Origin of the sequence: Flavobacterium sp. W21_SRS_FM6, assembly GCF_052119645.1 — a bacterium.
GTDB lineage: Bacteria > Pseudomonadota > Gammaproteobacteria > Enterobacterales > Alteromonadaceae > Paraglaciecola.
In genome coordinates this window covers 16,297-38,027 of the sequence record NZ_JBGQOM010000012.1, presented here as the reverse complement: position 1 = coordinate 38,027, position 21,731 = coordinate 16,297, and the positions used below count along the sequence as shown (strand labels likewise).

General features: G+C 43.3%; 21 protein-coding genes and 1 other annotated feature. Of the genes, 4 read left to right on the top strand and 17 right to left on the bottom strand.

Going from position 1 to position 21,731, the window contains the following annotated elements:
- Positions 1-46 precede the first annotated feature (46 nt).
- The 5 genes from ACEN2L_RS17490 to ACEN2L_RS17470 all read right to left on the bottom strand — a co-directional run bounded on the left by ACEN2L_RS17490 (position 47) and on the right by ACEN2L_RS17470 (position 4,787).
- Positions 47-895 carry an alpha/beta fold hydrolase gene (locus ACEN2L_RS17490; protein ID WP_441745396.1) on the bottom strand — a complete coding sequence of 283 codons (849 nt, stop codon included), beginning with the start codon at positions 893-895 and terminating at the stop codon, positions 47-49.
- A gap of 127 nt (positions 896-1,022) precedes the next feature.
- Complete coding sequence (locus ACEN2L_RS17485; RefSeq protein ID WP_306019917.1) at positions 1,023-1,628, bottom strand: Slp family lipoprotein; 606 nt, start codon at positions 1,626-1,628, stop codon at positions 1,023-1,025.
- A gap of 100 nt (positions 1,629-1,728) precedes the next feature.
- Positions 1,729-2,037: a hypothetical protein gene (locus ACEN2L_RS17480; RefSeq protein ID WP_306019916.1), complete on the bottom strand. Its 309-nt coding sequence runs from the start codon at positions 2,035-2,037 to the stop codon at positions 1,729-1,731.
- Positions 2,038-2,172: 135 nt separating this feature from the next.
- Positions 2,173-2,859 (bottom strand): tRNA (adenosine(37)-N6)-threonylcarbamoyltransferase complex dimerization subunit type 1 TsaB, encoded by a 687-nt coding sequence (tsaB, locus tag ACEN2L_RS17475; RefSeq protein ID WP_441745395.1) that lies wholly within the window; start codon positions 2,857-2,859, stop codon positions 2,173-2,175.
- Positions 2,856-4,787 (bottom strand): ATP-dependent DNA helicase, encoded by a 1,932-nt coding sequence (locus tag ACEN2L_RS17470; RefSeq protein ID WP_441745394.1) that lies wholly within the window; start codon positions 4,785-4,787, stop codon positions 2,856-2,858. The genes tsaB and ACEN2L_RS17470 overlap by 4 nt, the downstream gene beginning before the upstream one ends.
- 543 nt (positions 4,788-5,330) lie before the next feature.
- On the opposite strand from ACEN2L_RS17470, the gene efpL reads away from it, so the two are divergent.
- Positions 5,331-5,900 (top strand): elongation factor P-like protein EfpL, encoded by a 570-nt coding sequence (gene efpL / locus ACEN2L_RS17465; protein WP_306019913.1) that lies wholly within the window; start codon positions 5,331-5,333, stop codon positions 5,898-5,900.
- Positions 5,901-5,957: 57 nt separating this feature from the next.
- Here efpL and ACEN2L_RS17460 read toward each other — a convergent pair whose 3' ends face one another.
- From ACEN2L_RS17460 to ACEN2L_RS17445, 4 genes are all read right to left on the bottom strand, one after another.
- Positions 5,958-7,280: an alpha-amylase family glycosyl hydrolase gene (locus tag ACEN2L_RS17460; RefSeq protein ID WP_441745393.1), complete on the bottom strand. Its 1,323-nt coding sequence runs from the start codon at positions 7,278-7,280 to the stop codon at positions 5,958-5,960.
- Positions 7,281-7,408: 128 nt separating this feature from the next.
- Positions 7,409-9,697, bottom strand: coding sequence for an FdhF/YdeP family oxidoreductase (locus ACEN2L_RS17455; protein WP_441745392.1), 2,289 nt, complete (start codon positions 9,695-9,697; stop codon positions 7,409-7,411).
- Between the two features lie 10 nt (positions 9,698-9,707).
- On the bottom strand, positions 9,708-10,592 hold the full coding sequence (locus ACEN2L_RS17450) for a formate dehydrogenase accessory sulfurtransferase FdhD (RefSeq protein WP_441745391.1): 885 nt from the start codon (positions 10,590-10,592) through the stop codon (positions 9,708-9,710).
- Positions 10,593-10,639: 47 nt separating this feature from the next.
- The gene (locus ACEN2L_RS17445) at positions 10,640-11,536 is read right to left on the bottom strand and encodes a sulfite exporter TauE/SafE family protein (RefSeq protein WP_441745390.1); all 897 of its coding nucleotides are present in this window, start codon (positions 11,534-11,536) and stop codon (positions 10,640-10,642) included.
- A gap of 239 nt (positions 11,537-11,775) precedes the next feature.
- On the opposite strand from ACEN2L_RS17445, the gene ACEN2L_RS17440 reads away from it, so the two are divergent.
- Positions 11,776-12,279, top strand: a complete 504-nt coding sequence (locus tag ACEN2L_RS17440; protein WP_306023307.1) for a DUF2244 domain-containing protein — start codon at positions 11,776-11,778, stop codon at positions 12,277-12,279.
- Positions 12,280-12,283: 4 nt separating this feature from the next.
- Here the strand turns inward: ACEN2L_RS17440 and ACEN2L_RS17435 are convergent, their stop codons facing one another.
- The 7 genes from ACEN2L_RS17435 to folM form a co-directional block, all read right to left on the bottom strand.
- Positions 12,284-13,390 carry a DUF2855 family protein gene (locus ACEN2L_RS17435; RefSeq protein WP_441745389.1) on the bottom strand — a complete coding sequence of 369 codons (1,107 nt, stop codon included), beginning with the start codon at positions 13,388-13,390 and terminating at the stop codon, positions 12,284-12,286.
- A 173-nt stretch (positions 13,391-13,563) separates the two neighbouring features.
- Positions 13,564-14,280, bottom strand: a complete 717-nt coding sequence (locus ACEN2L_RS17430; RefSeq protein WP_441745388.1) for a tellurite resistance TerB family protein — start codon at positions 14,278-14,280, stop codon at positions 13,564-13,566.
- An 18-nt stretch (positions 14,281-14,298) separates the two neighbouring features.
- Complete coding sequence (locus ACEN2L_RS17425) at positions 14,299-14,544, bottom strand: hypothetical protein (RefSeq protein ID WP_441745387.1); 246 nt, start codon at positions 14,542-14,544, stop codon at positions 14,299-14,301.
- Positions 14,545-14,699: 155 nt separating this feature from the next.
- Positions 14,700-16,004 carry a methyl-accepting chemotaxis protein gene (locus tag ACEN2L_RS17420; RefSeq protein WP_306023303.1) on the bottom strand — a complete coding sequence of 435 codons (1,305 nt, stop codon included), beginning with the start codon at positions 16,002-16,004 and terminating at the stop codon, positions 14,700-14,702.
- Between the two features lie 251 nt (positions 16,005-16,255).
- The gene (locus tag ACEN2L_RS17415) at positions 16,256-16,771 is read right to left on the bottom strand and encodes a nuclear transport factor 2 family protein (protein WP_441745386.1); all 516 of its coding nucleotides are present in this window, start codon (positions 16,769-16,771) and stop codon (positions 16,256-16,258) included.
- Positions 16,772-17,023: 252 nt separating this feature from the next.
- Positions 17,024-18,412 carry a hypothetical protein gene (locus tag ACEN2L_RS17410; RefSeq protein ID WP_441745385.1) on the bottom strand — a complete coding sequence of 463 codons (1,389 nt, stop codon included), beginning with the start codon at positions 18,410-18,412 and terminating at the stop codon, positions 17,024-17,026.
- 105 nt (positions 18,413-18,517) lie between these two features.
- Positions 18,518-19,225 (bottom strand): dihydromonapterin reductase, encoded by a 708-nt coding sequence (folM, locus tag ACEN2L_RS17405; RefSeq protein ID WP_441745384.1) that lies wholly within the window; start codon positions 19,223-19,225, stop codon positions 18,518-18,520.
- Positions 19,226-19,367: 142 nt separating this feature from the next.
- On the opposite strand from folM, the gene folE reads away from it, so the two are divergent.
- Positions 19,368-20,045 carry a GTP cyclohydrolase I FolE gene (gene folE / locus ACEN2L_RS17400; protein ID WP_441745383.1) on the top strand — a complete coding sequence of 226 codons (678 nt, stop codon included), beginning with the start codon at positions 19,368-19,370 and terminating at the stop codon, positions 20,043-20,045.
- 17 nt (positions 20,046-20,062) lie between these two features.
- Here folE and ACEN2L_RS17395 read toward each other — a convergent pair whose 3' ends face one another.
- Entirely contained in the window at positions 20,063-20,359 is a 297-nt protein-coding gene (locus ACEN2L_RS17395) for a hypothetical protein (protein ID WP_441745382.1), read from the bottom strand.
- Positions 20,360-20,633: 274 nt separating this feature from the next.
- Positions 20,634-20,745 (top strand) — a sequence feature (His leader region).
- A gap of 80 nt (positions 20,746-20,825) precedes the next feature.
- Here ACEN2L_RS17395 and hisG point away from each other — a divergent pair.
- The gene (hisG, locus tag ACEN2L_RS17390; protein WP_306021654.1) at positions 20,826-21,725 is read left to right on the top strand and encodes an ATP phosphoribosyltransferase; all 900 of its coding nucleotides are present in this window, start codon (positions 20,826-20,828) and stop codon (positions 21,723-21,725) included.
- Positions 21,726-21,731 lie beyond the last annotated feature (6 nt).

The window sequence follows — 21,731 nt, the reverse complement described above, 5'->3', positions numbered from 1 at the left end:
AAAGCAGCCGCAAAGATAAATCAACTAATAAACAATCGATTAACATTTACGCAATTTTGCCCAATAAAAAGCCATTAATGTAGTTTGATACCGAAATGGGGTCGTCCATATGCAGGTGATGATGCCCCTCACATTCAATTATGTGGCTATTTGCAACCCAGCTTTTTCGGTTTGATAGCGCTTTTTTCATGGATTCATAACCCTTATCACCCAATATTACTAGCATTGGACAGGCAATAGAGCGCATAAAAGCTTCCGCTTGGCTCTCCGTTATACGAGTAGAAGATATAGTTCGTAATCGACGGTCGGTCTTAAAAAAATACTGTCCATCTCGGGCTTCAATGTTTCTATTCACCAACAACGTTGCAGACGCTTCACTCATATCACCCGCTTTTGACCGCGCCTCTATGGTTGATTCTAGACTAGTTGGATGTTTGGCGGCAGACGAATTCGCTTTTATTCGACTTTCAATAGATTCTCTGAGTTGCGCAGGACTCGATGAGGGCTCTTTACTCATCGGTCCAAACGACTCAATTGATATCAACTGACTTACTTTTTCAGGGAAACAACTGGCATAGTAAGAGGCTATGATGCCTCCCATTGAATGTCCCATTAAGATAAAGGGAGGCCAGTCTTGGCTTTCAACTAATTCGTGAATATCGTGCACAAAGTCTATCTGATGATAATGGCTACCTTTAGCGCGATGATCAGACAAACCATGCCCGGTAATATCGATTGCCACAATGTAATAGTCAGTTAAGTACTGAGATAAAGGAATAAAACTCGCAGCATTATCTAACCATCCATGTAATGCAAGGATCATCGGTTTTTGCGGATCGCCTAAGCCCAATCCTCTCAACGTGAGATGGCTTAAGGTGAAACTTAACTCTCGCATATGTTCTCCTTTGTGCAACTTGACTCACAAGTCTGCTTTGAATTGGTAAACAGTAAGCAATAAAAAAGCGGCATTCAATTGCCGCTTTCATCGTAACACTTGCCGCTTTACGGCAAAAAAGGACCAACTATTGTTTAGCTCTTTCTGTCTTTACCGGTAAGGGTTTCGTTGCTGCGCCAGCTGGCATAGTCGCCCGCCCGGTCGAGCGAATGTATACGCCGCGAGTGTAAGGTCTGGGATACCAGCCACTCCAATAATCATAGGGCCATACATGTACTGATGTCACATCAACTTGTTGAATGTCTTGCCATAAGTAGTAATTTGCGTTTTGCAGGGTAGGAAATACGTATTTATGTTCTCCCACTAGCCCCTCTTCCAAACCAGAGAATTCACCCGTAAACGTCATACTACGACCTACTTTGTACACCATTGGATCCATGAATCCGTCTACATATACTTTAAAACGGCCAATACTTTCATCGCCTGCGATAGGACGCCCATAGCTTTTAAGGGGATAATAAACCACTTCTAGCACGGTGTTTTCGGCCTTGTTTTCAATTTTAGCCACAACCCCGCCCCAACGGGCTTTTTGCCCCGCTAACTGTGTGGATTTTGATGCGGCATCTTGGTAACTGACTAAATTCGTGCCCTCTGGCACTTGGATACGTTCAGGAATTGTTGAACAGGCCGAAACCAATAAAGCTAAGACCACTAAACAAATACGTTTATACATTGCAAACCTCGACTCGAATATATGGGACACAAACTAACATACTTTTTTGCTTAAAAAATGCCAGTCTTATTGTATTTGAACGAATAAAGGCAATTTTAGTTCACACAAAAGTATCAACGCCAAGCAATTGTTGAATATCTTGGCGTTGTTGTTCCTTCGCGATGGATTGATAAGCCTCAATTGCAACCCGCTCCTTCAGACCACCCGCACTGATCTTGTCGGTGGTTTCTCGAAACGCTTCTGCTTGCTTAAATACAGGCTCACTGCCTTGACGAAGAACCACAAGTTCTGCTGTGGCTTGAGAGCTTGGTTTATCTGGGGTGGGCGGAGGTACGCGAGCAACATCCTTCCTGGTGGCAGGCACGCCTATCGAACTAATTAACGATAATCCAGAAGACTCTAGAGCCACCTTTTCCTCACTTAATAGGTTGGTTCACTTGTGGTAGTTCCTTGCCCAAGGTAAAACTCCAAGAACTAAAATGCGGCAAACAATCGCCACTAACTAAAAAGCTATCGCAAAAAATTGTTCCAATGTGGTGATTTGCTATTCTCGGCCCGGCAGCTTTTTCCACGTGACGGTATCACGTAAATAAACAGGTTGAACGAGTTCGGCATTGCTGACTTTTCCTTGCGCAAAAAGCGCATGGGCAAGAGGCAGCATAAACTCTGCATTGGGATAAAGAATAGCCGTTGCCATGCTAAAGTTGTGCTGAGGTTGCATGTGCGGATAAGCCGCCCATCCTGTACCAACACCAACTACTGGATTGTTTGTAGTCATCAACTCAATAGCAGACTCGGGTGGCAACACTTGTTCTGCGCCTTGCAAGATGGCAAGTCCATCTTGAGCAATATAATGAGCAAAATATACCTCACCCATCCGAGCATCAATCGCGCAATAGACCTCTTGAGCATCTTGTGTCACAATCGCCTGCTGCGCCATTGCCGCTAAAGTAGAAACCCCTACTACCGGCAATTCAGAACCAAGTGCCAAACCTTGTAATATCCCTGTTGCAATACGTACCCCAGTGAAACTACCTGGTCCTTGCCCAAATCCTAAAAAATCGAGTTGATTTAATACTGCGCGCCCTTCCTTTAACACCTCGTCGACCATAGGTAATATGCGCTGACTGTGTTGTTGAGGGCATATTTCAAACCGGGTCAACGCTTGCCCCTGAATCTGCAGGGCGACCGAGCAGGCTTCTGTGGCCGTATCAAGCAACAAACAATTCATGAATTTTCCTCTTCACTATTTAACTGGTTTAAAAAAGCCACGGCTTTAGACAAATCACGGGTACGTTGCATATTGGGTAAACTGCCAACAAAAATTTTTCCGTAATCTTTAGTGACTAAACGATTATCACAAATGACCAAGACACCTCGGTCGGTTTCATCTCTAATTAATCGACCCGCCCCTTGTTTTAACGCGATAGCGGCTTGTGGAATTTGAATCTGACCAAAGGGGTTCCCACCTGATTTACGACAATCTTCTATACGTGCTTGTAACAGAGGATCATCCGGCGATGCAAAAGGCAGTTTATCAATTAATACGCAAGTCAGATCATCTCCACGTACGTCGACCCCCTCCCAAAAAGCCCCGGTGCCGAGTAATACTGCTTTTTTATTACTCAAATACTCGTCTAACAAGGCACGTTTGGTGGTAGACCCCTGCACCAATAAGGGATTATCTACTTTATCTTCAAGTTGGGCTGCGATCGCTTTTAAGGTTGCATGACTGGTAAATAGTAAAAAGCAGCGCCCCCGGCTGGCTTTGATCAATTGGATAGAAATGTCCAACAAGGTTTCACGCATTTCTCGCGCATTAGGTTCAGGCAAAAAACGCGGAACACATAACATTGCTTGATTGGGGTAATCAAAGGGACTCTCTAAAGACAGCGTTTGCGCGTCTTTTAAGCCCATTTGACGTTGAAAGTGAGTAAAGGCGTTATCTACCATTAAGGTAGCAGAAGTAAATACCCAAGCACGCTTCGGCTCAGCAATAAAATGGGCAAATTTAGCCGCAATACTCAAAGGCGTAAGATGCAACACGATGTGACGCTGAGTGGTTTCGTACCACAAACTCACACCCAGCTGTTCAGTGTTAGTTAAACGGTCTAACTTACCTTTGGACTCGTGCACACGCTCGTAAAGATTATCAAGATCTTTGTCTCGGCCAATATGTAATTTAGTCACTTCAGCTAACACCGCCAAGCTATCCGTTAGCTTGCTAATGTGCAACTGTATCTCTTCACTGAGCAACATCTGGCGCCAATTGCCTTTTTGCGGAGTTTCAGGAAAAAACAAACGTAAGTCTGCCACTATCATCTTACATTTATCTGCCGCTGTGCTGAGCTGTTTGGCATCTTTTAGCACCGTGCGATATACCACTTCAATATCACGACAAATATCGTGCAACTGACGACTTGAAAACGTTTCTCCAAAATATTCACTGGCGATATCGGGTATCTGATGAGCTTCATCAAACACAACTAGATCCGCTTCTGGGATCAGTTCGCCAAACCCCGTATCCTTGAGGGCCATGTCGGCAAAAAACAAATGATGATTAACCACCACTAAGTCAGCATCAAGGGCTTTTCGCCGTGCTTTAACCATATAGCAGTCTTCATAATCTGGGCAGTCTTTACCTAGACAATTATCTGCCGTAGAAGTAACAAAAGGTAAGACTTTAGCATCCTCAGCAAGGCCCTTCATTTCACCCATATCACCGGTTTTCGTGCTCGACGACCACCGTTTTACTTCACTAAGCTCCCCCATCACATTAACGTCTAGCAAGGTACTATTACCGCCATGTTGACGCAGTCGATGCAAACACAAGTAATTTGAGCGGCCCTTTAACAAAGCGACTTTGGCTTTGCTGCCTAAGGCCTTTTTAATTAGAGGTAAATCACGATGAAATAGTTGTTCTTGTAGGTTTTTTGTTCCGGTCGAAATAATGGTTTTTTTATCAGACTCAATCGCCGGCACCAGATAAGCGAAGGTTTTACCGGTACCCGTGCCCGCTTCTACGATCAACGGCACCTTGTCTTCAATGCATTTTTCAATTGCCACCGCCATATCAGTTTGCGCTTGGCGCGGCACAAAGCCAGCAATGGCATGTGAAAGACGACCATCAGCAGAAAATAAAACAGAGGATTGTGACATAAGACCTGATTAAGAGGATTAAGATGATAATTCGGCGCTAAGTATGCCAAAAACGTGCTCAACAAACGAGTAAAAAAGCGAATAAACTCAATCATGTAGCAGGATCTTACGTTGGTCTGATTATGACTTATTTATTTTTTCTGCTGCTTTAGGCCAAATTTTGTCAATCTTGCAAATCGAGATGAGACAAACCAAATTAGTCCACTATTTAAAAATGTGCTGCTGCACAAATTACATTTTTTACAATTCTTTTGCTCAGCTTCGCTCAACAACAGCACTTTGCATTTTATCAAGGTAAGCAAATTAGCAGGAAGCGATTTAACGCAGAAGTAACAGACATGGTGAAATTCAACAACTTAAAAATTAGGCAGCACATACAACGCAATTAATCCCTCATCTTCATTCTGCCAACAATGTGCTAATTTTAACTCCCCCTCAAATTGCAATTTAACTTAGATAAAGAAAGCGACAAAAGTCGCTTTGTATGTTGCCAATTTCTTTTTTCGTGCTATTTTCTGGCGCAACTTTTTTTGGAGAACGCTCATGCCTAAAGCCAGTGAAATTAAAAAGAACGCCGCAGTTGAACACAACGGCAAAATCTATCTCGTCAAAGATATTAATAAATTAACCCCAAGTGGCCGAGCTGGTGCTAGTTTGTACCGCATGCGTTTATACGAAGTGGCAACAGGTGCCAAAGCTGATGAAAGTTTTAAAGCCGATGAAATGCTCACAACCGTTGATTTTAGCCGCCGCAAAGTGACCTTGTCATACATCGATGGTGATGAATACTTCTTTATGGATAACGAAGATTACACCTCTTATCCCTTAGGCAAAGACACCATTGCTGATGAAATTTTATTCATCACCGAAGAAACCAAAGGTTTACAAGTCTTATTAGTTGAAGGAGGTCCAGTCGGTATTGAATTACCTGCAGCTGTTGATTTAGTTATTGAAGAAACTGACCCTTCTATCAAAGGTGCTTCCGCCAGTGCGCGGACTAAACCAGCAAGATTAACAACCGGTTTAACCATTCAAGTGCCTGAATATATTTCAAGTGGTGAAAAAGTCAGAGTTAACACTGAAGAAAGTAAGTTCATCAGCCGCGCTGACTAAGCTCTGGGATTGACAAACAGACTAAGCCGACTGATGTCGGCTTTTTAATGCGACAAATTAAAATACCCAAACTCGATAATCCCACGGCGACAAATGAAGTATTTCCTTATCTTCGTAGCAAAAAACTTCCTGACTAAAAAAGTCAGTGTAAGTGCTGTGTTGCAAAGGCCTGGTAAATTGTATTTCGCGCTCATGTGCCGATAAATTTAACACCACTAAAACGCCACCATTTTCATCTGCACGGATAAAACTCAGCACATCACGCGGGCAAGTATTCGCAATGTGCCGCATAGTCGCGCCCCATTGACCGTTCGCTAAGGCGGTGGTCGATTTTTTAAGATGGATAAGCTTGTGATAAAAATCGCCTAATTCATGGGCTTGCCACCGGATAGGATCTCGCTCAAAAAAAGCTAAACGCTTTGCGTTACCCGCTTCTTGACCGTTATAAATTAACGGCATTCCATCACCTACGAAAGACAATATTATGGCCGCTTTTAAGCCATCTCCAAACTGCTCAAACTCAGTGCCGTCCCAGGCATTTTTGTCGTGATTACTGACGAAGGTCATTTTAATTGCTTCACGAGGATAAGATTTTTCGTGCCAAGAATAGTACTTAAACAACTTTTCTATTTTACCTTTGCCCATACAAATTGCGTGCATGACTTCATTCCAAGTCCAGGCATAGGTCATGTCAAATCCAGCATAATGCATATCACGAGTTTCCCACTCGGCGAGCATTAACACCGGTTTAATTTGTTCCAGCGATTGCCTCACTGTCACCCAAAAATCACTTGGCACCATGCCAGCCACATCGCAGCGATAGCCGTCAATATCGGCCTCTTCAACCCAGTATTGCATGGCTTGCGCCATATACTCTCGTAATGCTACTTTCGTGTAATCAAAATCGATAATGTCATCCCAATCCCACCAAGGAGTAGGATGAAACTCTCCCTGATAATCAGTGCTATACCAATCAGGGTGCTGCTCAACTAAGACATTATCCCATGCGCTATGATTAGCGACCCAGTCGACTATCACGTACATACCATGCTCATGAATCGCCTCAACCAAGGCTTTGAAGTCCGCCAATGAGCCAAACTCAGGATTGATCGCTAAATAGTCTCGCACGGCATAGGGGCTACCTAAAGTACCTTTCCGATTTTTAAGGCCTATGGGGTTAATGGGCATCAAATATATAATATCAACGCCCAATTCTTTTAATCGAGGCAGCTGAGCAATCACCGCGGTAAAGGTGCCCTCATGAGTAAACTGGCGAGTATTAATTTGATACATCACCGCATTTTTACACCAAGATGGGTGTTTAAGGGTGACGGGATTCTGCGGGGTATGAGGGCTAGTTTCCGATTTATTGAGGGGCATTATTTACTCCTTTTTTGACATGGTAACTGTATCTATCCTGTCAAAGAAGCGAGCATAAACCAAGTAAAAGCCGAAAATTGATACTTTACTGCAGGCCCTGATGCGAAGTAGTTAACATCAGGCCTTGATCATTTTACTTTTTGAGATGATTGTAAACTGATCACCACCGACTTATAGGCAGGCGTATTGCTTTTATCGGCCACGCTACCCAGCGGAATAAGGTCGTTCGTTTCAGGATAATAGGCCGCCGTGTTGCCTCTTGGAATATTATAAGGCACCAAGGTAAAGCCCCTGACTTGCCTAACAGTGAGCACATCATTTGGCCAGTGACTTTGAATATTCACTTCTTCGCCGACTTTAAAACCCAATTCAGCGATATCCTCTTCATTGGCAAACAGTACCTTGCGGCTGCCGTGAATGCCACGATATCGGTCATTATCGGTATAAACAGTCGTGTTAAATTGGTCATGACTTCGAATGGTCATCATCAATAATTGCCCCGCAGGTAACTGGGTGTCATTGATCGCGTGCACCACAAAATTCGCTTTCTGAGTACTGGTATTAAACTGACGTTTATCGCGTACCGCATTGGGTAATACAAACTCGCCCAACTGTTCTATGCGTTGATTAAAGTTTTCAAAACCGCTAATGACCTTGGCGATCCCGTCACGAATTAAGCGATAATCATCGCGCATTGCCAACCAATCGACCTTACTGTGAGGCAAAACCCGCCTGGCTAATTCAGCAACAATAGTTATTTCGCTTTTTAGTTTGCTGCTCGCCGGTGGTATTTTACCATGAGAGGTTTGCACCACTCCCATAGAGTTTTCTACTGTAACGGTTTGAATACCACTGTGCTGGCGATCAATTTCAGTTCGTCCTAGAGCAGGTAAGATTAAGGCCATTTTTCCCGTGTATAAATGAGAGCGATTCAGTTTAGTGGATACTTGCACAGAGAGTTTACATTGCGCTAAGGCGGGTTCAGTCGCAGAATGATCCGGCATTGCCCGATAAAAATTACCTCCCATGGCAAAAAACACCTTAACCTTGCCTTCTTGCATCGCACGAACTGTCTCAACCGCATCAAAGCCATGCTCCCGTGGCACCGTAAACTGATAATGCGCCTCCAAGGCATCTAATAAAGATGCGCTGGGTTTCTCCCAAATCCCCATCGTGCGATCTCCTTGCACGTTACTGTGTCCTCTAACCGGGCACACCCCCGCTCCTGCTTTCCCTAAATTGCCCTGCAACATCAAAAAATTGGTCATGAGCTGAATATTGGCTACAGCATTTTTATGCTGTGTCATGCCCATAGCCCAACAACAAATGGTTTTATGTGATTGGCACGCGATGTCAGCAGCTTGGTGTATTTGCCTGCGACTCAAACCACTATGCTGTTCGATATCAAGCCAAGACGTGCTGAGAATATCGTGCTTAAATGCCTCATAGCCATAGCAATATTGTTCAATAAAATGCTTATCTAATACACCTTGACCTTGTTCATCTCGCTCAATCAACTCTTTACACAAACCCTTTAAAAATGCCACATCACCGTTTATTTTAATGGGCAAGTACAGATCGCGAAGTGCGGTACCTTGGCCAATCACCCCGCTGACTTCTTGTGGATTTTTAAAGCGCTTTAAGCCGGTTTCATCTAAAGGGTTAATGGCAACAATTTTGGCCCCCTGTCGCTTAGCAGCCTGCAAAGAGCTGAGCATGCGGGGATGGTTAGAGCCTGGGTTTTGCCCAAAAATAAAAATCGCCTCGGCCTGTTCTAAGTCTTCTAAAGAAACGGTGCCTTTACCCACTCCGATAGTCTCACCCAAGCCAACACCACTTGATTCGTGACACATGTTTGAGCAATCAGGCAAATTATTAGTGCCAAATTGCCGCACAAACAATTGGTATAAAAACGCAGCTTCATTGCTGGTTCGGCCAGAAGTATAAAAAGCCGCTTGATTGGCCGAATCTAGTTCTTGCAATTGCTTGGCTATTAGGTCGAGGGCCTTGTCCCATGAAATTGCTACGTAGTGGCTTGCCCCCGGGTTTAATATCATCGGCTCAACCAAACGGCCTTGCTCGTTAAGCCAGCGGTCGCTTTGTTGTTTTAACTGGGCAATACTGTTTCGCGCAAAAAAATCTGCTGTTACACGCTCAGTTGTAGCTTCATCGGCCACGGCTTTCGCGCCGTTTTCACAAAACTCAAAGGTGGCACGTTTAGCCAGAGGATCAGGCCAAGCACATCCAGGACAATCAAAGCCTTTGATTTGATTTAATTGACTGAGCAGTTTGCCCCCTTCGACCACCCCCGCTTTATTAACGATATTGCCAAAGGCAGATAAAACAGCGGGAACTCCAGCTGCCCACTCTTTGGGCTTACCTACCTCAAGGTGCTTAATATCAATTTTATTACTCATAGCCTTTGACCTAAACCTTTAATAAATGCGGGTTACTGTATACGTTGTAACCGTGTTTTTTTATAAAACCTACCAAAGCAATTTCTGTTTCACTGGCCAATTGCACAGCAAGACTGGAAGGCGCGCCAAAGGCCAGTACATAACGAATATTTGCCATCGCCGCTTTTTGGATCATTTCAAAACCCACACGCCCACTTAAAATAAGTCCGATCGGTGGAGACACGGCCAGGGTATTTTCGGCTAACAATAAGCCAGCATTCGCGCCAATGATCTTATCTAGCGCATTGTGACGGCCCACATCTTCTCTGACATCAAGAATGCGCAGTTGTTCGTCAAATAAGGCCACTCCATGATTACCACCGGTTTGCTGAAACAAAAGCTGTCGTGCCATTAACTTTTCTGCTACCGCGCAAATATCAGCATGCTGCAATAACTTTTGTTCGTTGATGACCTCGGTGGTTTTGTTCTCCAGTAGGGCCAATAGCTCTTCAATACTTTGCTGACCACATACGCCGCAGGCAGAATTAACATATTCTTGGCGTTGATGCTGAGCGAGCTTAACCGTCGCCTCCTTGACCACACTGACGAGTATCTGATTAGACCCAGTATTTTTTAAACGGCCTTGCCCCATATAGTGGATGGTGTGAATAAACGCTAGGGAAGTAATAAGACCACTAGTGTATAACCAGCCTCTGACCAGATTAATGTCATCGCCAGGGGTGCGCATTAAGGTCGCAAGAAGTTGCGGGGACGGGTCGGGTGTTGAAAATTGTTTGAGCCAAATCTGTAAGGGCTCTTCAGAAATAAGCGCGTCGTCAACTTTACATGAAGTCCACCTAGCGCCTTCTATTTGGCTGTATTTTTCAATTGGAAAACGAACAGTAGTTGTCGACATAACTCACAAGGTAACCTCAAATAATAGGCCTAAGCTAACCCAGCTACTTAATAGGGTAAAGTGCTTAACCCCATAATTAAGATCCAGCCGGCAAAAAATAGTTTTAGGTTTCTTGCTGAAAAATATAAGACCAGTCTTTTGGCCAAAATACCGCCAACAATCGCGCCAGGTCCAGCAAATAATACGATCGGCCAGTAGACAGCTTGGCTAATGAATACATGATAAATAATACCTGACCACACGGTGAATGCGCTGAGGATGACCGCACAAGCAATGGAAAATGTGACATTAAAGCGACGCAAAATTAAGTAAACCGCTATTAATTCACCTACGCCAATAGACAAAACGGCCGTAATTGCCCCGCCAATCAGCGCGATTAGTGGCAAAAATATAAGGTCTCTTGCGACTAAATCTTGATTGAATTGGATTGCTTTCATGAGTGGCACTGTGACAAATATAGCCACAGCCAAGATGATCGAAAAAATCCCAAAGAGTAAATCTAAACTTTCATGCTCAGTCACAATTCCTAAGGTATCTTGAAAATATTGCACCAACAACACACCCAAAATTGAAGTCGGAATGGTCAGATACAATACCGGATACAAGCCTTGCCATTGATGAGCAAGCTCGCCCTTGACCTGGTGAAGTTTTTGATAAAAGGCCCACCAAGTTAGAGCGCCGGCAGTCATCCCACAACATTGAATGGCAAAACTAGTTGATACCGCGGTTATCGCAGAGAAATTTAATTGACTAAAAAAGGGCATAAAGACCACTCCACCGCCCGCTCCGGTTGAATTAGCGAAAATAGCACCAACAACACCCAAAAGGCTAAAACCAACGTAGTCAAAAAATAGTGCCATCGGTTCTGCCGTAGTAAGAAATACCACCAGCCAAACCACAACTAATAACAACCGTATTTGCAGTGCAGATATTGAACGGAACATTCCGATTACTTTCCTCTTAGCCAACCAAAGCAGCGCGCGGACTTTGCCAGATTTACCCTGTCTAGGCAAAGTAATTTGCAGTATTGGTGTCGCAACTACTACTCGCTATTTGCCGTCAATAAACTATTTTTACTCTTTAAAATATGCGCACCTGTACGCAGTAGGGTGAACGAAAGTTCAACTCTTTAAACTTATCCACTCCGCTTTAGTTGAAAAGCCCTTTGATTCTTGGAAAGATGATGGTTGAAAGAACGATCTACAATGACATCTCAGTGTTAACCTTACGACCAAATCGTTCGGCTAATTGGCAACAAACAAAGTATTTGATAGGCATTATTGCAGTGTTTGTGTCGTTTATAGCCCTAATATGGGCAGCACTGGGCATATGGATTATTCTGCCTTTTGCAGGTTTAGAAGTAAGTTTGCTGGCTTTTTTACTCTATCGTGGTTCTCGCTCGACGTACCGTAAACAGGTCATTACCATTGACCATCGAACGATAAAATTTGAAGCGGGGATCACCTACCCCGCCTGTTTTTATCTATTTGCACTTGAAGATAGTAGCTTACATGTCACTGAGGCAACCTTGCCTTTTGATTTCTGTGAGTTGTACATTAGAGATAAAAATCACAGCGTTTCCTTGGGCCAATTTCTTAATCAAGACGACCGCCTATTGGCCATCAGTTATTTGCAACAGGCAGGGGTTTATATTCAAAATGAACGGTGGTGGCTACAGCGCAAATAACAGTTCAAAAGCGCAGTACATTTATAAAATCGTTACTCAGGCCCCCCTTGAGACCTTGCGTATACACCGCTTGCAAGGCTTCTGCTCCGGCATGTTCTTTCACCTCAAGACGCTGTTCAATCAACGCTAAAAAGCTTTGCCACGCTTGTGCGTAGTGCTGAGCAAACCCTTGTTGCCCCCATTCTTGCGTGCGTTTTTTAACTTGAGCTGGTGCAAAAAACATCTCGCCCTCAACGTTATCTTTAGGCTTGTCTTGCTGAGCATCAACGTCGGTGACACCGATAAAAATGGTTCTGGCAAGTTGCGCTGAAAATTGTTGTTGTAAACTCAGTATCAAGGGCTTATTTCCGGCAAAATCTAGCAGCCAGGTTGATTTATCCGTTCTTAATTCAGCAAGTTGCTCATAACTTAAAACACGATCGTAACAGCCTAATTGCTCGGTAAAGCGTTTGTTCGATGCTGACGTAAGACCAATAACATCGTATTGGGCCGCTCTGTTGGCCTTATGTTTATGCAGCAAATGGGCAGTACCGTAAGCCGTTTTACTTGAAGCACTGGTTAAAATCAGTTGCTGTACGTCACTAGCAATTTGCTCTGCGACAAAATCATCCAGGACAAACGAAGTCATAAATAACGGACGAATATTCATTTGTATCGCTTCTTTTGCTGGATCGTAACCTGGGTCTTGCGCACAACGTAGATAATTATCATAGACCGGAGAAATACTCTTACGAGCTGGGTGGGCATCAAAAAAACCGTGAGGCGATACTTTACTGGGTTTTACTAGCCAGTGAGACGCCATAGGTAAGTAACCAAATAATCGTTCACCAAGCTCAATACCTTGGCAGTTAGAGTACACAACAGTGGCAAATCCCCACATGGGCACAATGCCATAACCTTCGCCAGCTTGAAAAAAGCCCCAATACCCCATTTTGTCGCCTAACAGGGCATAAGTAATGTTGTTAGCTGAAAAGCCAAAGGTGTCCACTTTAAGCAATACTTCACCTGCAGGAATAGCGCCGAGATCAAGCGTTTGCTCCACAATTTTTGTTTGCGATAGATGGCTTTTGTCTACCCATATCTGTTGGGTAGTTATTGAATTGGCGGTCATTATTTTTACTCTAACTGAAAAGTCTTGAACCCATAGTAAGTGCTTTCGGCCCCTTGCGGCATCATCCTTTTGAATAGGCAAAAATAAACCGATTTAATTAATGCTGTGGGGTGCTGACTTCAGCACCTTGCAAGTGGCATCGAAACAAAACCAAGGGATGACAGCTCAGGCCTTTAGGCCGTTTCACTGGCTTGCTGATGTATAGCGCTTACCAATTCTTTGGGGATCATGAGCGAACTGGCTAATCTATCAAGGTAGACGCCTGACGCTGATTGGCGTAAATCGATGGCTAAAACAGAGGCGGCATATACTTCCACCGCGGTTTCAGCATTAGGTACTGAATTGACTAAAGCATCAAGGGAGAGGGGCTTGCGCAATTCGTCAAACAAACTGGCTTTGTCACTGATGCTAAGCGTTAAGTTATCAACTTGTTGATAGATACGCTGCCTTTCGTTTTCATCAATATGTCCATCAGCATTAGCTGCTGCGATCATCGCTCTGAGCAGTAACATTTGACCTTGACCAGACGCTTCGTCATGAATCACTTTTTCAAATTGTTGTTTCGAAATACTGGCTGGCGAATAGGTTAAATTGGCTTTTGGCTCAGAAGGAGTATAACGAGAAACAGCCTCCTGGCGACTCGCCCGAGATGGCGCACTCGGGTCGGGCGTAGATTGTTGAGCATTTTTTTGCGAATAAGACTGATATGCTTTGTAAGCCACTGTGCCAATGGCCGCCAACGCACCAAGTTTCAGCGCACTTTTACCAACACTTCGTCCTTTTTTACTCATCAACGCCCCTGACAATGCTCCGCCCGCAACACCGCCAGTAAAACCTGTCAATAAACCACTTTGCGTTAAACCTTTGATAATACTGTCGAAATTTTTCATCTTATGATCCTCTTACGTTTACAAAATAATACGTAAAAACCAGCAATTAGATGTGACTAATTTGTAAACAAATATGCAGCGACTTGGGCGCAACGCCCCTTGACCGACGATATAGGGACTGACTGCCATGTTATTGTTGATTTTTGATGGTGAAATGCGCAAAAAATCTCGAACAAAGGTCAATTGTGCGGTAATTATGGTAAGGCTAATTTGCTTTAAAGGTGAGCAACGACGATCCATGCTTGATGAGTGCGTTGAAGACAAAACGCTTGCCTCCCCTGTTGAGGGTTGCTCAGCGCTAAATGTTGTCGACATAAGTTTTTTTTGTGCGTAATGGCCTGCTTCTTACGCACAAAAAACGGCGATCCTTGAGGCTATCATTGCTGCCTGCGTGAAACGCTCCATATCTCCAATGGGGACTATTTATTGCGCAGATGCGACACTGAGTCCAAAATTTTATTCGCACCTTCTTGAATATCATGAATCACTTGGTTGGTGGCTTTGAGTCTTTCTACAACGTCAGAAGCTGTTCCCCTACCGGCATTGATCGTATCAACCGATGTCTTGGTTAGCGCCTCGTTTTTCGCGACAACCCGGATAATTTCTTCTGTGGATTTAGACGTTCGCGACGCCAACTCTCTGACTTCATCAGCCACCACAGCAAAGCCTCTGCCTTGTTCGCCGGCTCGAGCTGCCTCAATAGCCGCATTTAACGCCAAAAGATTGGTTTGATCAGCAATACTACTGATTGAATTAACCATCGCACTGATGGCATTCGACTGTTCTTCTAAGGCATCAATATTCTCAGAAGCTATTTTCATTTGCTCAGACAATTTTTCCATCACACCAGCGGTTTCTCTCATTAGTTCAGCCGCTTTGGAGGCGTACACCCCTGTTTGTTCTGAGGTATCATTTGCTAAAATTGCCGCACTATTGACTTGCCGCTCTCTCATCACTTGCGGTGTGATATTGGTCGCAAACTTCATAATTTTATAAAGTTTACCGTAGCTATCGAATATCGGATTGTAGGACGCTTCTAACCAAAGCTCTTGACCTTGCTTATCAATACGCTTGAACCGCGAAGCGATAAAGTCTCCTCTATTAAGGCGTTGCCAAAAATCAATGTACTGCTGACTGCTGCGCTCTTCTTCAGTACAAAACATTCTGTGATGTTTGTGCTGGATTTCCTTTAAAGAGTAACCAATCGTTTTAAGAAATAGTTCATTTGCGGTGATAATTTCGCCACTGGGCAAAAACTCAATAACCGCCATTGAGCGCCTCAGGGCTTCAACCAAATTTTCGTTTTGCCTAGAATGTTCAATCGTCCTGGTTAAATTAGAGCCAAAAACATCAAAACTCTGACACACTCCCGCTTGATTTAGAATGGGTTGTAAAACGACTCTAAGCCATACCACTTGATTATTACTTTGAAGTTCAACCGCCCCAGCCCAATGTTCCTTTTGGCTAATTGCATTATTTAACTCTTTGTAGTGATTAGTGACCCGCGCGTGACTAGGTACTAAATTCGTTAGCGACTCGGTGATCAAACGTTGCTCTGTCAGCCCAGTTTCTTGCACAAATAAGGTGTTTACTGAAGTGATAGTGCCACTCACATCCAAAGTAAGATGCAACATTTCTGAATGAAGACTATCAATAATTTGTAATAAAGGACTGAGTTTCGCTTCTGCGTCAGCGAGTTGCTGTTTAAGTAGTTTATTGAACATTATGGACTGCCTAACGTATTGGTTCACTAACCTTAGTTATTGGCGTAGACAAGTCAAGTGCTCAGTTTAAATTTTAAACACACTGCCATTAGCTCAAGTCCATCAGGTGTACCATACTGACGTGGCATGGACCTAATAGATAAAAATTGAATTGTTAAATGAGTTTGGTTTTGGCACACTAAACTCATTCAAAAAAGACGCTTGTTGCACAACTAAAAAAGTAACCGCGCATCCCCGTTCAGAAGTGCAGGTTACTTATTTTTACGAGTTTCAAATGCTTTTGTACTCATCTTTGACACTTGCTCCCAAGCCTCGTTTGGTACCAAAAAAGATAAAGCGTAGTGAGCCACTTTCCAATTATCTGCGTGGCGTATCAACACACCTGTGCCTCGAAATCGTCCCCACTTCGGGGACTCGGTTATTTCATCAAACCAAGCTGTGTTGCCGTCTGGGGAGTACTGGATATGACGCTCAACTGGAAAATAAGTCCATCCACCTTTGTTAAACCCTGTTTCAACATAGGCATCAAACTCATCTGGGCGGGTCCATCGCTCCCAGTCATCGGTGCCCATAAATACCCCATCCTCAGTAAACAATGCCAGGTAACGATCCTTTTGTGCTTTGCTGGCCGCGTCGTGTAAGTCGTCTAACACTCTATTGATTTTTGAATCATCTGCTGTGGTTTCGCTGGCCCCTGCATAAAATTGTGTGCCAACTAAAACCAGACAAGTACCGACTACCATTTTTATAAACCTAGTTTTGAACATTTTGTTGCTCCGAAATATTTTACCATTATCAAGCCTGATTGAATGCGATGTTAAGATGAAAGTCCAGCTTGGCTGATTCGCCCGACATTATTTGAATGGCGGCGGCCTGATAGGAACCAATGGATTTATCTGATTGAAAAAAAAAGCGATACTATGACCAAGGGAACTAGCAGTCTTAAAGTTGGCTCATTGCGCAAGTAACCGTAAAAACGAAAACGCCCTGAGGCGCTTTCGCTAAATGGGCTGGTAAAATTATTGAATAGTGGACTTAGGCTGTGAACGGGAGACCCGTTTGGCGTTAACGACATTTTTAAGTGACATAGCACTGCTAAAATCAGCAAAATTCATCCCTGACATACTGATCGTCATTGAAGAATACACCCGTTTTGACCACAAAGAATTAAGCGAATCTGCCGGCTCTCTGCCAATCATCTTTGTCAAATAGTCCTGATAACCGTTAATCCCTGCATACCCACGAGCACCAATGCTAATCAATGTGCCATCCACGTAATTTTCTAGTACCGAATCACTTATAAACTGACTTATTTCTATATTATCTACATTTATAGCATTGCCGGACAAAGGGGCAATAATGTTCCATGATAACAAGGGTTCATTCGCATAATTTGCATCTAACGATACAACCACATAATCATAACCATAATTATCTTCAACGGCATAATTACCTGGGCCATCAATAATCTCCACAAGCGCTAAGTAGTCGAGCTCAGGCTTTTGCAAATAAAAGTTTTGATAAAGATTATCAGTATAGACCGCTGAGGAGGTCAATATTAGGGCCAAATCGACGCCCTCGACATCGTAAATATCCGTAAAGTCGTAAGCATCAATGGAGTAGAAATCAACTTCATCAGCTTCAAAACCGTAGACGTCATTTGAATAATTGTGATCGTAGTTTCTAAAATAACTGTTTCCCTCAATCCAAGAATAGACTTGAACATTAGGGTCATCTGCACTAATTGACAAAGGTACGCCTGGTAGGTTTGCTTCGACCTCTGACACGCTTGCAATATCATTTACTATTGCCCCGAACGCTTCATTTTGGATCGTTTTCACAAACGCAGTAACCAAAGGCCATTGCCCTGCGGAATTCTGACAATATTCTACATTCGAGAAAAACACAGAGCCTACCTCCATCTGCATGTTTCCAGTAGACCGTACTCCAGAAAGTCTGGCCGTTTCAACAAAAGCGTTGACTGGTAAATTGACTTTCAGATCCGAAGTTTGACATGTGCACGAGCTCTCATCCTGATTGTACAGTACAACTTCATCTGCGTTTATCATTGGATGATCGATAAAAGTGCGCATATAGACAGGGTGCGTATTGGCGACTAAATTAGTGTCGCGCATAATGGTTGAAAATGTGACTGTACTAGCGCTGCTTTTGTATTCTACTTGGCCGTTCGCATTGGCCATGATGATTTTCTCATTTGACATATCATTTTTGTGAATGATGATGGCAGCATCAGTAGCAGGCGTTACCTGCCCACAAATGTTTTCGTATTTCAGGGTGAGCGATAGTGTGTTTTGTGTACTTCCACCGTTACCACCAATTGATCCAGCACCACCACCACAACCAATTAATAATAAGCTGACGCCCGCTACAACAGATAATTTATACATCTAAGTTCCCTTTATTTATGGGTGGTATTTATTCTCGACGTGAAAGTAGCAAGAGCCCTAAATAAACGCAATATTTTCAATTGTTGGGCGCCCTAAAACTGTAAATCACTTTAAGTGTCGACCACCATCTAAGGACATTGTGCGACCAGTGACATAATCACTGTCTAATAAAAAGTTTACCGCTTTGACCGCTTCTTGTGCTCCCGGGCATATTTCTAACAATGATTTTTTTAAGGCTTTTTGTTTGTAAACGTCGTCATCATGCTCATTAAACATCAACAAAGCAGGCGCAATGGAGTTCACTTTCACTTTGGGTGCCAAGGACGCCGCAAACGACAAGGTTAAATTGTGCAAAGCAGCTTTACTCGCGGCATAAGCGATGTGTTTTTTACTGCCCTTTTCATGCACGTAATCAGTCATATGAATAATGTCAGTGACCCCATCACTTTGGGTAAGCAATGATTGAAACGCTAAATTCATCTGATAAGGTGCGCTCGCATGCACCTGCATCATGCGATTAAAAAGCGCTGCTGGTTCGCCATCATCACTCTCCGCTGCCCAATCAGAAGCATTGTGAATAATGCCCCTAAGTGCACAGTAATGCTGTTTAACATAGCCAATAAAGTCATCTATTCCGCCTTGCGTCGAAAAATCTGCTTGCACCAACTTCAAGCCTTTTTCACGCAATTGTTGATGTGAATCGTGGTTTTTTCGATAGCTTACTAAAACTTCATAGCCTTTTTTGCATAAATTTTCAGCAATCGCTAAACCAAGACGCTGAGTTCCCCCAGTAATGATGATAGAATTAGGCAATTGATTGTCCTCTTTTTAATTTTTAAGTAATCCGAAATCAGCTTACTTACGTTTTGGGTCCTATGGTGATCAGAAATAAATCACAAAAATTAAATTTGCCTAACACTCATTGTGCCTCAGGCGTATTCCGAAGGAACTATAAATGTTAAAAACCAAAGTGGTGTCAGTACGAGATTCACTTTCTGAACAAGCAATAGCGGTGCGAAAGGCCTTGATTGACCAAGGGCTTGAAACCCCCATGGTTGATAATGGCTTAACTGACGCGGAAAAACGTTCGCGCATTCAAAGTGCTATGCAACAAGTTATGCAGACTTTGGGTTTAGATTTAAACGACGATAGCTTGTCCGATACGCCACTTCGCATTGCAAAAATGTACGTCGACGAGATCTTTTCGGGATTAGATTACCGCCATTTCCCAAAAGTAACCGCCATTGACAATAAAATGCAAACCAGTGAAATGGTTAAAGTCAGTGACGTGAGCTTGACCAGCACCTGTGAACATCACTTTGTCACAATTGATGGCATGGCGACTGTGGCTTATATCCCGAAAGAGCGAGTATTAGGCTTGTCAAAAATAAACCGGATAGTGGATTTCTTTGCCCAGCGCCCACAAGTACAAGAGCGTTTAACTCAGCAAGTTCTTGTGGCGATCCAAACCATTGTAGGCACAGATGACGTGGCAGTAACCATTAATGCTACCCATTACTGCGTAAAAGCCCGCGGCATCCGTGACAACACGTCTTACACTAAAACCAGTGCATTAGGCGGTAAGTTTAAAAGCGACCCTGTTACTAGAGCAGAGTTTTTCGCCAAAAATTAATCGACACGGGGTTTTGTTCATACATAGATATCGAGATGTTTAAAACCCTTGTCATCTTCATCAGTTTTTTTTAATTCAGTGTCCTGCTCGGCGCTTTTCTCACTATTGTCAGTAGCAAGCGCTGATTTTTTTTTCTTATTCTGAGATTGCTGTTGTTGGCGAGCGTCCCGTTCTTCTAAGTGCAACTCTTGCTCTTCATCGCTTAATTCACGTAAGGGCGCTTCTTTTTCCACTTTTTGCACCTTTAACTCATCATGAGCAATCGGCACTTTGCCTTCTCTAGGTAACACTGAAAAAAGTAAATCGCTGGACATAATTTATCGCTCACTTTTTAATCGGCTATTCACTATATCGTCTCCTTGATATAGGTCTTTAAAAAAACACCTTACTCGTTTGACCCTATTTAGTCGATTTTGTTTTAAGTAAGAGGCAAAAACCTTCATTTAAGCTTGATTTAGGCTTGCATTAATAAAGCCAATTGAATAATGTATGCGCCAAGATTGAGGGCACAACATTATATGATGATTCATAATGTTGTAACGCTCCTAAGCACAGGAAAAAAATTTTGAAAAATTCATTGCAAGGCGTCCATCACCACCATAAAGCTTAACCTTTCAGGTCTAGGCTGGAAGGTTTAATTACCCTTCCAGTGGCGCAGAATTTTTTCTCAACCCCCGGAAGGCAACTTTCGGGGGTTTTTCATTTAAAGGCCCCTCGCAATGAATATCAGGCAATGTTGCCAATAACAGTTTGAATTTAGAAAATTAAACGGGATAAAACATGAGTGATAACAACAGACTTCGTATCGCAGTGCAAAAATCAGGTCGCCTTAGTGACGACAGCATTGCGTTGTTAAAAGCCATTGGCATCAAACTACAAATACGCGATCGTTTGTTGATTGCTCATTCTACTAACCAACCCATCGACCTCTTGTTGGTGCGCGATGATGATATCCCCGGTTTAGTGATGGACGGTGTCGTTGACCTTGGTTTTATCGGTGAAAACGAATTAGAAGAAAAAATGCTTGAGCGCCAAGCAGCAGGCAAACGCCATGACTATAAAGAATTACGTCGTTTAGATTACGGTGGTTGTCGTTTGTCTATTGCGGTACCTAATGAGTTTGATTACCAAGGTGTGCAGTCTTTAACAGGCAAAAAAGTCGCTACCACCTACCCGTTTTTATTAGAGCGTTTTTTCAAAGAAAATAACGTTGATGCACAAGCGGTTATGTTAACAGGCTCAGTTGAAGTTGCACCTCGTGCAGGTGTTGCCGAAGCAATTTGTGACTTGGTTTCAACTGGTGCCACCTTAGAGGCGAATGGTTTACACGAAGAAGACGTGATTTTCCGCTCAAAAGCAATTTTCATTCAACGCTCTGGTGAATTACCCGAAGCCAAACAAGCTCTGATTAACAAACTATTGCCACGTATTGACGGGGTAATTCAAGCTAAAGAAAGTAAATACATTATGTTACACGCGCCTAAGGCGTATTTAGAGCAGGTTAAAACCTTACTACCAGGCTCTGAAAACCCAACGGTTCTCCCCTTAGCAGGCAACGATAATACTGTGGCCATCCATGTCGTTAGCCCTGAAAACTTATTTTGGGAAACCATGGAAAAGCTAAAAGCGTTGGGTTGTAGCTCAATACTTGTTATGCCTATTGAAAAGATGATGAACTAGGAGCAG

Bases quoted from the DNA above. Each gene is read 5' to 3' on its own strand.
- ACEN2L_RS17490 (WP_441745396.1), bottom strand. From the start codon at position 895: ATGCGAGAGTTAAGTTTCACCTTAAGCCATCTCACGTTGAGAGGATTG.
- ACEN2L_RS17485 (WP_306019917.1), bottom strand. From the start codon at position 1,628: ATGTATAAACGTATTTGTTTAGTGGTCTTAGCTTTATTGGTTTCGGCC.
- tsaB (WP_441745395.1), bottom strand. From the start codon at position 2,859: ATGAATTGTTTGTTGCTTGATACGGCCACAGAAGCCTGCTCGGTCGCC.
- ACEN2L_RS17470 (WP_441745394.1), bottom strand. From the start codon at position 4,787: ATGTCACAATCCTCTGTTTTATTTTCTGCTGATGGTCGTCTTTCACAT.
- efpL (WP_306019913.1), top strand. From the start codon at position 5,331: ATGCCTAAAGCCAGTGAAATTAAAAAGAACGCCGCAGTTGAACACAAC.
- ACEN2L_RS17460 (WP_441745393.1), bottom strand. From the start codon at position 7,280: ATGCCCCTCAATAAATCGGAAACTAGCCCTCATACCCCGCAGAATCCC.
- ACEN2L_RS17455 (WP_441745392.1), bottom strand. From the start codon at position 9,697: ATGAGTAATAAAATTGATATTAAGCACCTTGAGGTAGGTAAGCCCAAA.
- ACEN2L_RS17450 (WP_441745391.1), bottom strand. From the start codon at position 10,592: ATGTCGACAACTACTGTTCGTTTTCCAATTGAAAAATACAGCCAAATA.
- ACEN2L_RS17445 (WP_441745390.1), bottom strand. From the start codon at position 11,536: ATGTTCCGTTCAATATCTGCACTGCAAATACGGTTGTTATTAGTTGTG.
- ACEN2L_RS17440 (WP_306023307.1), top strand. From the start codon at position 11,776: ATGGTTGAAAGAACGATCTACAATGACATCTCAGTGTTAACCTTACGA.
- ACEN2L_RS17435 (WP_441745389.1), bottom strand. From the start codon at position 13,390: ATGACCGCCAATTCAATAACTACCCAACAGATATGGGTAGACAAAAGC.
- ACEN2L_RS17430 (WP_441745388.1), bottom strand. From the start codon at position 14,280: ATGAAAAATTTCGACAGTATTATCAAAGGTTTAACGCAAAGTGGTTTA.
- ACEN2L_RS17420 (WP_306023303.1), bottom strand. From the start codon at position 16,004: ATGTTCAATAAACTACTTAAACAGCAACTCGCTGACGCAGAAGCGAAA.
- ACEN2L_RS17415 (WP_441745386.1), bottom strand. From the start codon at position 16,771: ATGTTCAAAACTAGGTTTATAAAAATGGTAGTCGGTACTTGTCTGGTT.
- ACEN2L_RS17410 (WP_441745385.1), bottom strand. From the start codon at position 18,412: ATGTATAAATTATCTGTTGTAGCGGGCGTCAGCTTATTATTAATTGGT.
- folE (WP_441745383.1), top strand. From the start codon at position 19,368: ATGTTAAAAACCAAAGTGGTGTCAGTACGAGATTCACTTTCTGAACAA.
- ACEN2L_RS17395 (WP_441745382.1), bottom strand. From the start codon at position 20,359: ATGTCCAGCGATTTACTTTTTTCAGTGTTACCTAGAGAAGGCAAAGTG.
- hisG (WP_306021654.1), top strand. From the start codon at position 20,826: ATGAGTGATAACAACAGACTTCGTATCGCAGTGCAAAAATCAGGTCGC.